The organism is Arthrobacter sp. 7Tela_A1, from assembly GCF_049311065.1.
Lineage (GTDB): Bacteria > Actinomycetota > Actinomycetes > Actinomycetales > Micrococcaceae > Arthrobacter_B.
This window is the reverse complement of the sequence record NZ_JAXIOO010000001.1, coordinates 34,780-49,199: the sequence shown is the minus strand read 5'-3', so window position 1 is coordinate 49,199 and position 14,420 is coordinate 34,780. Positions and strand designations below refer to the sequence as shown.

Below are 14,420 nucleotides of genomic sequence, written 5' to 3'. Positions count from 1 at the left end.
GTGAGCTGGGAGGTAAGTCCCGGCGTCGGTTATGCCGCCCTCGCTGCGGTGACGGCAGCGACGCTGCTGATCGGCGCCTACGGACTCCGCATTTCCCGCACCACCGGGGACTTCTACGTGGCGTCCCGGACGGTCAAACCCTGGTGGAACGCCTCGGCCATCGGCGGGGAGTACCTCTCCGCCGCCAGCTTCCTGGGTGTCGCCGGCCTGGTGCTGGTTTCCGGCGCGGACGCGCTCTGGTTCCCCATCGGCTATACCGCCGGATACCTGATGCTGCTGCTGTTCGTTGCCGCGCCGCTGCGCCGCTCAGGTGCCTACACCGTGCCTGACTTCGCCCGGGCCAGGCTGGATTCTGTGGCGGTCCGCCGCGTCACCAGCCTGCTGGTCGTGGCAGTGGGCTGGCTGTACATCGTCCCCCAGCTGCACGGAGCCGCCCTGACCGTCGGGCTGACCACCGGGCTGCCGGGATGGGCCGGTTCCGTCGCCGTCGTGGTGATTGTCTGCCTCAGCGTGCTGAGCGGCGGGATGCGCTCCATCACCTTCGTGCAGGCCTTCCAGTACTGGCTGAAGCTCGTGGCCCTGGCGGTGCCGGTGCTGTTCATCCTGTTCCGGCTTGGAGCCGACGGCGTCTCCTGGACCGGGGACGGCACCGCTTTTGACACCGGCACCGGCACGGAGATGGCCGATTCGGTGTACCGGAACATTTCGCTGAGCATTGCGCTGCTGTGCGGGACGCTGGGCCTCCCGCATGTGCTGGTCCGGTTCTACACCAACCCCGACGGCGTTTCGGCCCGCCGGACCACCCTGATCGTGCTGGGACTGCTGTCGGTCTTTTACCTCTTTCCCACGATCTACGGGATCCTTGGCCGGACCTATCTGCCTGAACTCGCCTCGGAGGGCTCGGCCGATGCGACCGTGCTGCTGCTCCCGGCCCGGATCTTTGACGGTGCCCTGGGCGACCTGCTCGCGGCTTTCGTGACAGCGGGAGCCTTCGCGGCGTTCCTCTCCACGAGCAGCGGACTGATTGTGTCCCTTGCCGGAGTGATCAGCCAGGAATTCTTCCGCGGAAGCATCAGCGGCTTCCGGGCCGCTACCCTGCTGGCGGCCGCGGTCCCGCTGGGGCTCGCGCTGCTGACCAACACGCAGGCGCTGGCCGGCAGCGTGGGGATGGTGTTTGCGTTCACCGCGTCGACCCTGTGTCCCCTGCTGCTGCTGGGAATCTGGTGGCGCCGCCTCACCGCCCCCGGCGCTGTTGCCGGAATGATCACCGGAGCCCTGCTCTGCGGCGGGGCGATTGTTGCAGGCGGCCTGTTCTCCGTCTCGGGGACGGCTGCGCCCGTGTGGTTGGAGCAGCCGGCGGCGTGGACCGTACCGGCCGCGTTCGCCGTGATGGTCGGCGTCTCGGTGCGGACTGCGGGCTCGGTGCCCGGTGGAACCTCACGGTTCCTGGCGAGGATCCACACCCCCGAGCGCATCTTCCGCCGCTGATCCTCCCCCGGACACAATTCGAGATAGCAGAAACTGCTGGTTTCAGGGCTGAAACGAGCAGTTTCTGCTATCTCGAATTCGGGAGGAAAAGACCCCTAGTCGATCGCAGCCATGAGTTCGACGACGCGGTCCAGGAACGCATCCACCTGCGTCTCCTCATAACCTGCCTCGCCCTTGGCCTCGCGGAACACGGCGCGGCGCACCACGTCCACGCTCAGCGGCTTGTCATGTTCAAAGTAGCCGAGCAGTTCGTTGCAGAGGGCATCGACGTCGCGCACGTTGTAGCTGGGGGCCCGCTTCTTGGACGGACGGCGGAACCGCTCCCCGGGCTTGCGGTGCAGGCGGGCACGCAGCACTGCTGAGGTCCGGCCGATCTGGATCAGCCACGCCTCCTCGCCCTTTTCCTGGATGAGGCGGTCGCGCTCACGCTGGGCGAAGACATCTTCAAGCCGGTCCAATGCGGCGTCGACAGCCTGGGCCTCGTAGCCTCCCTTGGCGGGATCGAAGGCCATGGAACGGACGTGGCGGCTGGTAATGACCTTGGCTCCCGGTGTCTCGGCATTGTAGTAATTGCGGGCCTTGGTCAGGAATTCGTCGACCTGGCGGACGTTGTAGCCGTACTCCCTGCGGCCCACACGCTCAAAGGGGGCACTGGCCTGCCTCACATCGTTCATGTTCAACTCATCCTTTGGTGTCAAGTCTTCATTCCGCCGCGGGATGCGGGACCGTCGGAAATATCTTACGTGGAGGCAGTGCCTGGAACGGCCAGGACTCCCCGGAAACCCCTACATTGCTACGGGGACAAGGAGCACCGAGAGCAGGAAGACCACCGGAGAGGCGAAAACGACCGAGTCGAGCCGGTCCATGACGCCGCCGTGGCCGGGCAGCAGGTTGGACATGTCCTTCACACCGAGCTCGCGCTTGATCATCGACTCGGAGAAATCCCCTGCCGTCGCAGCAGCCACGGTCGCCACGGCCAGTACCAGTCCGAACCACCACGGCTGGCCCAGGAAGAACACGGAGGTCAGGACGCCCACCACCGTGGCTCCGGCCACCGAGCCGGCGAAACCCTCCCAGGATTTCTTCGGACTGATCTTAGGAGCCATCGGATGTTTGCCCGCCAGGGCCCCCACCAGATACCCGCAGGTGTCGTTTGCCACCACCAGCAGCAGCAGGACCGCCACGCGGATGTAGCCCTCAGGCTCGCGGAAGAGCAGCAGCGCAAAACTGAGCAGGAACGGCACCCACAGGATCACGAAAATCCCGGCCAGGATGCTGCGAAGCGCGTCTTGGGCAGTGTCGATCGTGCGCCAGAGAAGGATTGCGATGCCGGTTCCGGCCAGCGCGAAGGCCAGCGCCTCCGTCCCGCCGAAATAGGCAGCCAGCGGCACGGCGATCGAACCAACCAGCACCGGGACCTGCGGCACCTTGATGCCGCGGACTTCCAGCGCACGGGATACTTCCCACACGCCCACGGCCGAAAACACCGCTGCGATGGCCGCGATGGCCAGGGGGCTGTACAGCAGGCCTACCAGCAGACCACCAAGCAGTACGACGCCGACGGCGATGGCAGCGGGCAGGTTGCGCCCCGCCTTGGACGGTTTCTTCGCCGGCTTGGCGCCCTGCCTGAGGGCCCTCCGGCTGCCTGGATCATTCATGTCCGCGCCCTTCGCTGCCGGGCCGGCCTCAAGGGACGCGGAACCGCCAGCCTGGGTTGAAGGCTGGGAATGGCTCATCAGACCTCTAGCAGCTCGGCTTCCTTGCGCTTGAGCAGCTCATCGATCGACTCAGTGTGCGCCTTCGTCATGGCGTCAAGATCCTTTTCGGCGCGGGCACCGTCGTCTTCGCCGATCTCTCCGTCCTTGACCAGCCGGTCAAGCGCGTCCTTGGCCTTGCGGCGGATGTTGCGGACGGAGACCTTGGCGTCTTCGCCCTTGCTCCGGACGATCTTGACGTATTCCTTGCGGCGGTCCTGCGTGAGTTCGGGCATCACCACGCGGATGACCTTGCCGTCGTTGGACGGGTTGGCGCCCACCTCGGAGTCACTCAGGGCGCGCTCGATGGCCCGCAGGGCGGTCACGTCATAAGGCGTGATGAGAAGGGTACGGGCGTCCGGCGTCGCGAAGGAGGCGAGCTGCTGGAGCTGCGTCGGGGAACCGTAGTAATCCACCAGCACCCGGGAGAAGAGCGCCGGGTTGGCGCGCCCGGTGCGGATGGTCGAGAAGTCCTCCTTGGCAACCTCCACAGCCTTGTCCATCTTGTCGGCTGCCTCTTTCAAGGTCTCTTCGATCACGGTGTCTCCTCAATACGGAAAAGTCCGCGCCATGGCGCGGTTGGGCTCTAGTACCATCCTAACCCGGGCGGCTCCCGGCCCCGCGCACCTGCGGGGATGCACTCAAGGCCGTGCCGGGAGCCGGGGAGGGAACCGTCCTAGTTGGAGACGACGGTCCCGATGTTCTCGCCGCGGATGGCGCGGGTGACGTTGCCTTCACCCTCCATGCCGAAGACAACCATGGAGAGGTTGTTGTCCTTGCACATGGTCATGGCGGTCTGGTCCATGACCCGGATGTCCTGGCGCAGGGCATCGTCATAGGTCAGGGTGTCCAGGCGCTTGGCGCTGGGATCCTTGTTGGGGTCGGCGGTGTAGACGCCGTCCACGCCCGACTTTGCCATGAGGACTTCGTCTGCGTGCACTTCAAGGGCCCTCTGGGCCGCAACGGTGTCAGTGGAGAAGTACGGCAGGCCGGCACCGGCGCCGAAGATAACGACGCGGCCCTTCTCGAGGTGCCGAATGGCACGCCGCGGAATGTAGGCCTCTGCGACCTGGCCCATGGTGATGGCACTCTGGACGCGGGTCTCCACGCCTGCCTGCTCGAGGAAGTCCTGGAGGGCCAGGCAGTTCATGACGGTTCCCAGCATGCCCATGTAGTCAGCGCGGGAACGGTCCATGCCGCTCTGGGACAGCTCGGCGCCGCGGAAGAAGTTGCCTCCGCCAACCACGATTGCGGTCTCGACTTCGCCTACGGTGGCCGCGATTTGCTTGGCGACGGAGCGTACCGTTTCCGGGTCCACGCCCAGCTTGCCTCCGCCGAACACCTCGCCGGAGAGCTTGAGCAGCACGCGGCGGCGCGGAGCTTCGGTTTCTGTCAGGGCGTGGTCCATGGTGCCTCCCGGGGCAAACTGGTGAAACGACGTAAACGTGTCAGCTGTTTTCAAGATTAGTAAGGGGTTTCGGACAGGCAAAAGGGGCGGCCACCTTTCGGTGGCCACCCCCTCTGTGCATCATTGGTCAGCTCAGAGCCTGCGCCGGATTACTGCTTAGGCGCCTACGCGGAACCGGGCGAAAGCGGTCGGCTTGACGCCGGCCTCTTCCAGCACGGCTGCGACGGTCTTCTTGGAGTCCTTCGCGAAGGGCTGGTCCAGAAGCACGATCTCCTTGAAGAAGCCGGTGAGGCGCCCTTCAACGATCTTCGGCAGCGCGGCCTCGGGCTTGCCCTCGGCGCGTGCGGACTCGTCAGCGATGCGGCGTTCGTTCTCTACGATGTCCGAAGGAACTTCGTCCCGGGTCAGGTAGGTCGGAGCGTAAGCAGCGGTGTGCACTGCGACGTCGTGGGCCGCGGTGAAGGCTGCGTCACCTTCGCCGTCGACAGCGAAGAGCACGCCGACCTGTGCCGGAAGGTCCTTGGAAGTCTTGTGCAGGTATGCGTCGACGGTCTTGCCTTCGATGCGTGCCACGCGGCGGACGACAACCTTCTCGCCCAGGATGGCGCCTTCTTCGACGACGACCTCGGAGAGGGGCTTGCCGTCGATCTCAAAGGCCAGCAGTGCCTCGGCGTCAGCGGCGCCGGACTCCACGGCTGCGGCGAGGACGCGGTCAGCCAGTTCGATGAACTTGGCGGACTTGGCAACGAAGTCAGTCTCGCAGTTCAGTTCGACCATGACGCCGACGGTGCCGTCGATGACCTTGGCAGCAACCAGGCCCTCGGCGGTGGAACGGCCTTCGCGCTTGGTAGCGCCCTTGAGGCCCTTGATGCGGATGAGCTCCATGGCCTTGTCGGCATCGCCGTTGGCCTCGTCGAGAGCCTTCTTCACATCCATCATGCCGGCGCCGGTGCGCTCGCGCAGAGCCTTGATATCAGCAGCGGTGTAGTTCGCCATTTGGACTCCAGTCCTCCCGTAATAAAAGTATTGGTGCATTTCCACCTTTACGGGGGGGCGGGGGCCCCGGCCCCCCCGTAAAGGCGAAGGTCCTAAGACGGCAGCAGCACCAGGGCCGCTGCCGTCACAGGGAAATCGAGTTACTTTGCTTCTTCAGCGGGAGCTTCGGCGGCGGGAGCCTCCGGAGCAGCCTCAGCGGCCGGAGCTTCAGCAGCGGCTTCAGCGGCCGGAGCCTCTTCAGCGGCCGGAGCAGCTGCACCTTCGAGCAGTTCGCGCTCCCACTCAGCCAGCGGCTCAGCCGGGGCTTCGGTGTTGCCGGACTTGTTGTGGCGGGCGATGAGGCCCTCAGCAACAGCGTCGGCGATAACGCGGGTCAGCAGGTTGACGGAGCGGATGGCGTCGTCGTTGCCCGGGATCGGGAAGTCGACGTCGTCCGGATCGCAGTTGCTGTCGAGGATGGCGACAACCGGGATGTTCAGCTTCTTGGCCTCGTCAACGGCGAGGTGTTCCTTCTGGGTGTCCACGATCCAGACCACGGACGGAGCCTTGGTCAGGTTGCGGATGCCGCCCAGGTTGGATTCCAGCTTGGTCAGCTCACGCTTGAGGAGCAGGAGCTCCTTCTTGGTGTGGCCGGACGCAGCGACGTCGTCGAAGTTGATCTCTTCGAGTTCCTTCATGCGCTGGATCCGCTTGGCGACGGTCTGGAAGTTGGTGAGCATGCCGCCGAGCCAGCGCTGGTTCACGTAGGGCTGGCCAACGCGGGTGGCCTGCTCTGCGATGGCTTCCTGGGCCTGCTTCTTCGTGCCGACGAACAGCACGGTTCCGCCGTGGGCAACAGTGGCCTTGACGAACTCGTAAGCGCGGTCGATGTAGGACAGCGACTGCTGCAGGTCAATGATGTAGATGCCGTTGCGCTCGGTGAAGATGAAGCGCTTCATCTTCGGGTTCCAACGGCGGGTCTGGTGACCAAAGTGAACGCCGCTGTCGAGCAGCTGGCGCATGGTAACGACGGGCATGTCGTCACTCCTTCCGGCAGCGTGCGGCGACGAAGCGCGCACGGAAAGCTGCCTATTGACGGTTGATAGAAGCACCCGGCGGGTGCTGCTCCTGGTGCCCATCAGCTGCTGGATGGTTCTCCGGCGGCGTGCGTCCCGTTCCGGTGTTTGGCCGGACCGCAGGAACGCACCCATTTTCCCTGTTTCAGGGAGCGTGGATAGTTGGGGCACGCGTAGTCAGCGTGCTGAACGTAGGCCTGATCCCTGTCGACACCAGATCATCCGGTATCCGCTGCGGGAGCGGGGCGGGATGGCCTGTGCGGGCAGGAAGGATCAGCGCGCAGCAAACTGCTTCGTCAAGTGTACTACAGCGAAGGGGCTCAGATTGCCGCTCCTCCCCCGCCCGTTCCTGCCACTGGCAGGAGCAGGATCTGTCCACAACCGGGGGCCTGTGCGGGCTCCGGCACCGCCGCTCCGGCGAGACTCGGGACCATGACCAGACACCCATGGACAACCCCGCTGCGTGCCGCCGCGCTGCTCCTGTTCCTGGTCGCGGTACTGGCGGCCCCGCCCCGGGCGGGGGCGGGCAATTCCCCCCCCCGGCCCCGGCGGCCGCGCCTGCGTGGCAGTGGCCGGTGACACCGCAGCCCGCCGTCGTGCGCGGCTTCGACAAACCTGCCCAGCGCTGGCTGGCCGGACACCGCGGCGCCGATCTCTCGGCGGCCGCCGGAACCGCTGTCCGCAGTCCCGCCGCCGGCACGGTCCGCTTTGCCGGATACGTCGTGGACCGCGCAGTGCTGACTGTCGATCACGGAAGCGGCCTGGTCAGCAGCTTCGAGCCCGTGGTCTCGACGCTGTCTCCGGGTGAAGCAGTGGCGGCCGGGCAACCCCTGGGGCTGGTGGACGTCCGGTCCCCGGCCCTGAACCCGCCCGGAACGAAGCAGCCGCACTGCCCCGGCAGCTGTCTGCATTGGGGAGTGCGGCTGGACGGGGAGTATGTGGACCCCCTGCGCTTTATCCTGGACCGGCGGCCGCGCGTCCTGCTTCCGCTGCCCGCCGGTCCCGGATACTAGACGAACGCGGCGATTCCGGTGATGGCGCGCCCGGTGACGAGGGTGTTGATTTCGTAGGTTCCCTCGTAGGAGTAGATGGCTTCGGCGTCTGCGAAGACCTTGGCCATCCCGTAGTCCGTGACAATGCCGTTGCCGCCCAGGATGCTGCGGCCCAGCGCCACCGATTCGCGCATCCGGGCGGTGGTGAACGCCTTGGCCAGCGCGGACTGCTCATCCTTGGCCCGGCCCTCGTCTTCAAGCTGGGCCAGGCGGACCATCATGCCCATGGAGCTGACGGTGTTGCCCAGGATCTGCACAAGCTGCTCCTGCACCAGCTGGAACGATGCCAGCGGCTTGCCGAACTGCTCGCGCTGCACGGCGTAGCGGCGGGCGACGTCGAATGCCGCCATCTGCTGGCCAACGGCCTGCCAGGCAACGGCCAGGCGTGTGACCTTCAGGACCTTGTTGGTATCCCGGAAGCTGTTGGCCCCCTTGAGGTGGAAGTCGTCGCTGACGACAACGTTGTCGAGCACGATGTCAGCGTTCTGGACGGTGCGCAGCGCGATCTTGTTCTCGATCTTGGTTGCCGAATAGCCTTCGGTTTTCGTGTCAACCAGGAAGCCCTTGACCTGGTTGTCGGCTTCGTCGCGTGCGTAGATCACTACCCAGTCGGAGAACGTGGCGTTGCCGATCCAGCGCTTCGCACCGTTGAGCACCCAGTTCCCGCCTTCCCGGCGGGCCGTGGTGCGGGTTCCGCCCGCAACGTCAGAGCCACCCAGCGGCTCGGTCAGGCCGAAAGCGCCGATCTTCTTCAGCGAGTAGATGTCCGGAAGCCAGGCTTCCTTCTGCTCTTCCGAGGCCAGTGCTTCGATGGAACCGGTGAACAGTCCGTCGTGCACGCCCATGAAAGTGGCGAATGAGGTGTCTGCACGGGTGAACTCCGCGTGGCACAGCCCGGCGAAGAGGTTGGAATAGCCCTGACGGTAGACCGGGGACACCACATCCAGTTCAGCCAGCTTCGGAATCATTTGGAAGGGGAACTCCCCGGCATTCCACCAGTCGTTGGCGTACGGCTTCACTTCGGCGGTGAGCCAGCTCCGAACCTCATGCAGGCGGTCGCGCTCCTTGTCGCTGAGCAGGTCTTCGAATGCGTAGAAGTCGCCGTCCGCGTACGGGAGGTTATCGACGTCGATAATTGCCATGAAATGTCCTTCGCTGGTCCTTCGGGCGTCCGGGCGATGAAGCCGGCTGCCCCTATGTTACCCACCAGTAACATCGAAGCACAATCCCCCGGGACTGCTTAAACAGCGAAGCACCCCGGCGTTGTAGCCGAGGTGCTTCATCTGCTGACACGGGTAGGGCTGGTGGGGCTTGAACCCACGACCCACGGATTATGAGTCCGCTGCTCTGACCGGCTGAGCTACAGCCCCGCGTACTGCCGCAGTTTCCTGGCACGCAGTAGGAACATCCTAATCGGCTACAGGCCCGGGCACCGAATTCACCCGGTGCCCGGAGTGCGGCGCGGCTAGGCGAAGCTGTCCGCCCGGTAGAGCTTCTCGAATGTGGCGAGCGTGCCTTCAAGGGTGTGGGAGTCCACCATAGCCCGGCTGTGCTGCCCCATTTTCAGGCGCTCGTCGTCGGGCAGTTCAAGGATTTCAGTGATGCGCCCGGCAACTTCGGTGCTGTTGCCGGGTTCGAACAGGAACCCGTTCCTGCCCTGTTCCACCAGATGCGGCAGCGCCATCGCGTTGGCCAGCAGTACCGGTGTGGAAGCGGACATAGCCTCGAGTGTCACCAGCGACTGCAGTTCGGCGGTGCCCGGCATGCAGAAGATGTCCGCGCGCAGGTACGCCTGGCGCAGTTCCTCGTCACTGACGAGTCCCCGGAAGGCAACCCGGTCTTCGACTCCCAGCTGCTTGGCCAGGGCGATGAGGGCAGGCTTGACCTCTCCTCCCCCGACGATCTCGGCGTGCACGTTCAGCTCGCGCGGGGTCTTGGCGACGGCCTTGATCAGCACGTCAACATGCTTTTCTTCAGCCAGCCTCCCCACGAACAGCACGATGGGATGATCAGGACGTTCGATGGTTTCGCCGGCCTGGAGTTCGTAGGTGGACGCTTCGATGCCGTTGGAGAGCGGCATGACGTCCGGAAGCCGGGCATGCTCGACCATGGCTTTGGCCGCCAGCGGGGTCGGCGTCGTCACCACGGCTGCCTTGCCCATGACCTTGCCCATGTCCCGCCACGAGTTCCGGGCGACGATGCGTTTGAACCACTTGGGGAACGGCAGGAAGGGGTCCAGGTTCTCGGGCATGAAGTGGTTCGTGGCGATCACCCGGATGCCGCGCTTGCGGGCGGCATAGAGGGTGTACTCCCCCACCATGTAGTGGCACTGGACGTGGACAACATCCGGCTTAATGCGGTCCAGCAGCATCGAGATGTGCTTCTTGATTTCCCACGGCAGGCAAATCCTCCAGTACTCGTGGGTCGGCACACCGTGGGAACGGAGCCGGTGGACCGCCCAGGGACCGTCCGTCTCGGAATGGGACGGGCCGCTTTCAGGACTGGGTGCCAGGACGTGGACGTCGTGGCCCCGGCCGTGCATACCCTGGGCCAGGCGGAAGCCGAACTGGGCTGCACCGTTCAGGTGCGGCGGGTAGGTGTCACAGGCGATCAGGATAGTCAGCGGTTTTTCTGCCGGTTCCTCGGTCACGTAAGTATTCCTCTATTGGGTTCGGTCTAACGGTTTGGTGCGCGTCAGGGCTTGCGGTTGCCGGCCGGCTTCGATGCCGAAGGTCTTTGGCGCCGCTTCTGGGCTGCCCTGCGCTTGATGACGTCCGGATGGTACCGGGACAGGGCGACCACCCCAACAATAGCAACCAGGGCACAGACTCCCATCGCGACGGCCAGCACTGCGGGAACATCGGGACGGAGTTCGTTCAGCACCCCGATGCCGATTGCGATCCCCACCATTGGGTCGATCACCGTCAGTCCGGCGATCACCAGGTCCGGCGGACCGCTGGAATAGGCACTTTGCACGAACCAGGCGCCGAGTCCCCCCGCCACCACGATCCCGGCGACCGTGTACCACGGCACGTTGAGCAGGAAGCGTCCGTTGGGGTCCAGCAGGTCGGCCGCGATGGTTTTCGTGAGGACGGCAACGAAGCCGAAGAGGATGCCGGCTCCCAGGATGTGCGCGATCGCGCCGAGCCGCTTGCCGAACAGCAGGTTGAGGAGGGCGAAGAAGGCGACCACGACGGCGAGGATCATCACGATCGTGATTTCCTGCCGGGGTTCGACAACTTGGTCGGTTCTCGTCGCGCCGACGGCAAGGGTCACGAACAGCATGCTCCCGGCGACACAGGCGATGATCGAAACGACAGTGACCCGGTTCAGCCGAAGACCCTGGTCCCGTGAGTTCACGATGGTGGTGATGACCAGTGCCAGCGAGCCGATGGGCTGCACGACTGTCAGCGGCGCCATTGCCAGCGCCGCGACGTTGAGCCCCATGCCGATCCCCAGCAGGAGCAGGCCGAACAGCCAGCGCGGGTTCCGCAGCAGCCTCAGGAAGCCTGAGGAATTGAGGTCCAGCCCGCCGGTGTCGGCGCTGACGGCGCTGCCCTGGCGCTGGGCGCCGAAGGCCAGGAAGAAGGCACTGGCCAGGGCGCAGGCGATGGCGATGCCGGTCATGGAACCCGGCCCGGGTCACTGGGAAGTGTGCCGCCGTCAGGACTCATGCGGTGTCCCGACGGGCAGGGCGTTGTGCAGCCTGTATTTCCGCCAGGAGGCCCGCATATAGCCGGCGAAGGCTGCGATGTGTCCGGCGCAGCCTGCCGCGAGCACGATGTTCCCGGCGATGATCAGCCACTCATACCCGAAGCCCGGGACTCTTTGCAGCAGGAGCATCGGAGCGCCGATGAGCAGCAGTGCGGTCCTGATCTTCCCAATGTTGCTTACCTGGAGGTTCGGGCTCCCGCCGAAGAGTATGAGGGAGTTCGCAATGAGGATCAGATCCGGGATGACGATCGTCCAGACGAGCCAGGACGGAGCGATCTGGTCTACAACGAATACGACCGCCACGATGATCAGGGCCAGCCGGTCGGCAACGGGATCAAGCCATTTGCCGGTCCGTGACACCTGGTCCAGCCTCCGTGCGAGGTAGCCGTCTACCCAGTCGGTGGAACCGATAATGACCAGTGTGATGAAGGCCGGACCGTAGCTGTCCCGGACGATAAACCAGACAAAAAGGGGTACGCCAAGGAAGCGGAGGACGGTGATCAGGTTTGGAAGGGTCCAGAACGTATCAAGGACCTTTTCTCCCCGGCCCGGACGGGAACCGGCGCCGATGAGCTTGATCACGGTGTGGCTCCCTCTGCCTTTCTGTACAAAACGGGCTATTTACGCATCAGCCTGCGGAGGAGGATTCCCATGGCGACCAGTGAGGCACCGAGCACCGCCAGCGGCTGCTTGCGCTCGCGCAGCATGGTGCCGATCTCGTCGGCGGGGCCTGTCGTTCCATCAGTCGAAGCCGTTCCGTCCGCGGAAGCGGTGCCTGGCCGGCGGCGAGAGGCGGAGCGGCGTGCCTTGAGGTCGGACATCTGCTTCTTGACGTCGGCCTTTTCACCGAGCCCGTCACGCACTGCAGCCATGTGCTCGCGGCGCTGGCGCAACCGGATACGCAGCTCTTCGGGAGTGGGCTTGTGGACGGCGTCCTCGGGCTTCTCCTGCTCACCCTTGCCCTCATCCTTGGGCTTGGGCTGCTTCGGCGTGTCCAGGGTGGCCGGATCGAAGCTACGGCCTTCCTTCAGGACACCAAGGTCGTAACGGACTCCGCGCAGCGCGTCTTCGGGCAGCAGCGGCATGGTCTTCTTGAACCGCGAAATCCCCACCAGCGCGGCAATCCCGGCGATCACCAGGAACAGCGCGGCGACCAGGAGCGCGGACAGCCAGGCGGGCATCACTGTTGCCAGTCCCAGGATGGCTGCGGCGATCAGGGCTACGCCAAGGGCGGCCAGGCACAGGAGCGCGGCAACCAGAAAACCGGCCGCGATCCCGGCTTTGATACCCTTCTGCTTCATTTCCGCCAGCGCCAGGGCAAGTTCGTCGCTGATCTGCCGCGGAAGCAGGCGTGCCATCACCTTCGAGAGTCCAACAAGCGATGAGCTTCCGTTCGCGCGTTGAGTCCTGGTGCTTGCGGAGCTGTTCATCGGCCCTGCCTCCGTCTGCTCGTTACTGTTCGCCGTTGCCATTACCCAAAATTACCATTCTCCTCAGATTTCACGGGTTTCAGTAGGTGCCGTCCAGACACTCCAGTCACAACTTGTCGCGGTCTTCCTCAAGTTCGCGTCCGGACAGCTCGGGAAGTTTTGTCTTCACGAACCAGAACGAGACAACGGCAAAGATCGTAAAGATGGCGTACATGATCCACAACCCGAAGTTTTCGCTGACCCACGGGAAGGAAAGGGTCACGATGAAATTGAAGACCCAGTTCACCATGGTGCTCAGTCCAAGGGCCAGTGACCTGATGCTATTCGGGAAAATCTCGCCCAGGGTCACCCACATGACCGGGCCCCAGGTCGCTGCGAAGAAGACCACGAAAAGGTTGGCACCGATCAGCGCAATGGCGCCCCATGGCTGGGGCAGCAGGATTTCTCCGCTGCTGTCGTCGGCTTGGAAAAAGGAGATCGTTGCGGCCAGCAAACCGATGAACATGCCAACCGAACCGACCATCAGCAGCTTGCGCCGGCCAACCCGGTCCACGAAGGCAATGGCCACGATCGTCATCAGCACGTTGACGACCGAGGTGATCACCGACGTCGTGAACGAATCGGATTCGCTGAAGCCCACCGACTGCCACAGGGTGGTTGAGTAGTAGAAGATCGCGTTGATGCCCACCAGCTGCTGCAGCGCGGCGATGGCCATGCCCACCCAGAGGATCGGTTTGAGGCCCAGCATGCTCCCGCGCAGGTCGGCGTAGGTCGCACGTTCCTCATGCTCAAAGCTGTTCCGGATTTCAGCGATCTTTTTATCTGTGTCCTGGACGCCGGTGATGTCCCGCAGCACCTTTGCTGCTTCCGGGTCACGGTTCTTGCGCACCAGGTACTGGGGAGACTCGGGAATCGTCAAAGCGAGAATGCCATAGACGATTGCCGGGAAGACGCCGACCAGCAGCATCCAGCGCCAGGCGGCCATCCCCCACCAGAGCTCGTTGAACGCGCTGCCTGCCGTGTTGGCCAGGAAAGCGTCTGAGAGCAGGGCCGCGAAAATGCCCAGCGTAATGGCCAGCTGCTGCACCGATCCCAAGGCTCCGCGCCACTTGGCCGGTGCGACCTCCGCAATGTATCCCGGAGCGATGACGGAGGCGGTGCCGATGGCCAGGCCGCCAATCAAGCGCCACAGCATCAGGTCCCAGACGCTGAAGGCCCAGGCCGAACCGATGGAGTTGGCGGCGAAAAGGACCGCGGCAGTTACCATCACGGTCTTGCGTCCAAGCCGGTCCGCCAGTTGCCCCGCGAACCAGGCGCCGATTGCGCAGCCCAGCAAGGTGATGGCAACAGTAAAGCCCAGCACTCCCGCGCTGAGATCGAACTCCCCGCCGATCGCGTCGACGGCCCCGTTGATGACAGCGGTGTCAAAGCCGAACAGCAGGCCGCCAACCGCGGCAGCCACCGTAACAGCTATGACTTTGGCGGGGTGCGACACATTCCCTGCGCTTCCCTGGCTGGGCCCT

At 64.6% G+C, this 14,420-nt stretch carries 14 protein-coding genes and 1 tRNA gene; 2 read left to right on the top strand and 13 right to left on the bottom strand.

The genetic code is table 11. The annotated features are described in order from the left end of the window. Positions 1–1,488 (top strand): cation acetate symporter, encoded by a 1,488-nt coding sequence (locus TVB01_RS00230; RefSeq protein ID WP_422453177.1) that lies wholly within the window; start codon positions 1–3, stop codon positions 1,486–1,488. A 95-nt stretch (positions 1,489–1,583) separates the two neighbouring features. On the opposite strand, the gene TVB01_RS00225 is transcribed toward TVB01_RS00230, so the two are convergent. From TVB01_RS00225 to rpsB, 6 genes are all read right to left on the bottom strand, one after another. After that, complete coding sequence (locus TVB01_RS00225; RefSeq protein WP_422453175.1) at positions 1,584–2,162, bottom strand: DivIVA domain-containing protein; 579 nt, start codon at positions 2,160–2,162, stop codon at positions 1,584–1,586. 111 nt (positions 2,163–2,273) lie between these two features. Then, a complete protein-coding gene (locus TVB01_RS00220; protein WP_422453173.1) occupies positions 2,274–3,224 on the bottom strand; it encodes a phosphatidate cytidylyltransferase in 951 nt (316 codons plus the stop codon). After that, the gene (gene frr, locus TVB01_RS00215; protein WP_422453171.1) at positions 3,224–3,781 is read right to left on the bottom strand and encodes a ribosome recycling factor; all 558 of its coding nucleotides are present in this window, start codon (positions 3,779–3,781) and stop codon (positions 3,224–3,226) included. The genes TVB01_RS00220 and frr overlap by 1 nt, the downstream gene beginning before the upstream one ends. Positions 3,782–3,918: 137 nt before the next feature. Beyond that, positions 3,919–4,650: a UMP kinase gene (pyrH, locus tag TVB01_RS00210; RefSeq protein ID WP_227894855.1), complete on the bottom strand. Its 732-nt coding sequence runs from the start codon at positions 4,648–4,650 to the stop codon at positions 3,919–3,921. 156 nt (positions 4,651–4,806) lie between these two features. Next, positions 4,807–5,646, bottom strand: coding sequence for a translation elongation factor Ts (tsf, locus tag TVB01_RS00205; protein ID WP_422453169.1), 840 nt, complete (start codon positions 5,644–5,646; stop codon positions 4,807–4,809). 140 nt (positions 5,647–5,786) lie between these two features. Then, positions 5,787–6,662 (bottom strand): 30S ribosomal protein S2, encoded by an 876-nt coding sequence (gene rpsB, locus TVB01_RS00200; protein WP_422453167.1) that lies wholly within the window; start codon positions 6,660–6,662, stop codon positions 5,787–5,789. 614 nt (positions 6,663–7,276) lie between these two features. Here rpsB and TVB01_RS00195 point away from each other — a divergent pair. Next, positions 7,277–7,714: a M23 family metallopeptidase gene (locus tag TVB01_RS00195; RefSeq protein WP_422453165.1), complete on the top strand. Its 438-nt coding sequence runs from the start codon at positions 7,277–7,279 to the stop codon at positions 7,712–7,714. On the opposite strand, the gene TVB01_RS00190 is transcribed toward TVB01_RS00195, so the two are convergent. The 7 genes from TVB01_RS00190 to TVB01_RS00160 all read right to left on the bottom strand — a co-directional run bounded on the left by TVB01_RS00190 (position 7,711) and on the right by TVB01_RS00160 (position 14,392). Then, positions 7,711–8,895, bottom strand: a complete 1,185-nt coding sequence (locus TVB01_RS00190; protein ID WP_422453164.1) for an acyl-CoA dehydrogenase family protein — start codon at positions 8,893–8,895, stop codon at positions 7,711–7,713. The two genes, TVB01_RS00195 and TVB01_RS00190, sit on opposite strands and share 4 nt — an antisense overlap. A 154-nt stretch (positions 8,896–9,049) precedes the next feature. Continuing rightward, a tRNA-Ile gene (locus tag TVB01_RS00185) sits at positions 9,050–9,123 on the bottom strand. Positions 9,124–9,218: 95 nt separating this feature from the next. Beyond that, positions 9,219–10,403 carry a glycosyltransferase gene (locus TVB01_RS00180; protein ID WP_422453162.1) on the bottom strand — a complete coding sequence of 395 codons (1,185 nt, stop codon included), beginning with the start codon at positions 10,401–10,403 and terminating at the stop codon, positions 9,219–9,221. Between the two features lie 44 nt (positions 10,404–10,447). Further along, positions 10,448–11,380, bottom strand: coding sequence for a DMT family transporter (locus tag TVB01_RS00175; RefSeq protein WP_422453160.1), 933 nt, complete (start codon positions 11,378–11,380; stop codon positions 10,448–10,450). Positions 11,381–11,416: 36 nt separating this feature from the next. Continuing rightward, positions 11,417–12,049, bottom strand: coding sequence for a CDP-alcohol phosphatidyltransferase family protein (locus TVB01_RS00170; RefSeq protein WP_422453158.1), 633 nt, complete (start codon positions 12,047–12,049; stop codon positions 11,417–11,419). Between the two features lie 35 nt (positions 12,050–12,084). Continuing rightward, on the bottom strand, positions 12,085–12,825 hold the full coding sequence (locus TVB01_RS00165) for a phage holin family protein (protein ID WP_422453156.1): 741 nt from the start codon (positions 12,823–12,825) through the stop codon (positions 12,085–12,087). Between the two features lie 178 nt (positions 12,826–13,003). Continuing rightward, the gene (locus tag TVB01_RS00160; RefSeq protein WP_422453154.1) at positions 13,004–14,392 is read right to left on the bottom strand and encodes a sugar porter family MFS transporter; all 1,389 of its coding nucleotides are present in this window, start codon (positions 14,390–14,392) and stop codon (positions 13,004–13,006) included. Between the last annotated feature and the right edge of the window lie 28 nt (positions 14,393–14,420).